The sequence below is a fragment of the Streptomyces sp. NRRL F-2664 genome (assembly GCF_000719345.1).
Taxonomy (GTDB): domain Bacteria; phylum Actinomycetota; class Actinomycetes; order Streptomycetales; family Streptomycetaceae; genus Streptomyces.
Map to the genome: position 1 here is coordinate 1 of NZ_JOFX01000361.1, position 448 is coordinate 448.

Annotated in this window: 1 protein-coding gene; it reads left to right on the forward strand. The window is 71.4% G+C overall.

The features are described 5' to 3' along the window. Positions 1-448, forward strand: a 448-nt coding sequence (locus IF89_RS39685) for a hypothetical protein (protein WP_043194980.1), incomplete at both ends; no start/stop codon positions are given.

Below are 448 nucleotides of genomic sequence, written 5' to 3' on the forward strand. Positions count from 1 at the left end.
GGGCCCGGACGGCGAGCCGGAGCGCAGGGTGGTCTCCCACTACAACAGCCTCCACCTCCTGACCTCCCAGCAGGTCTACACCTCCGCCCTCGGCAACCGCACCGCCGGGGAACTGGTGCGCGGCTACAGCTGGCAGGACGGCGACTCCCCCGCCCCTCCGCCCCGGGACGCGGAACTCCCCGCGGACTGGGCCCTGCCGGTGCGCGAGGCCAGCACCGTCCACAACTCCGCCGGCCAGAAACGGGAGACCGTGACTGCCGCCGCCTACGATGCCTACGGGCGTGCGGTGAAGACCACCGATGAGGCGGGTACGGTGACGGAGACCGTGTACGACCCCGAGAACGGTTCTACCGGGCTGGTGCTGTCGCAGAAGGTGACCGGCCGGGACGGGAAGGTCCTGCAGGAGACGGTCAACACCCCCGGCAAGGACCGGCGCAGCATCGCGCAC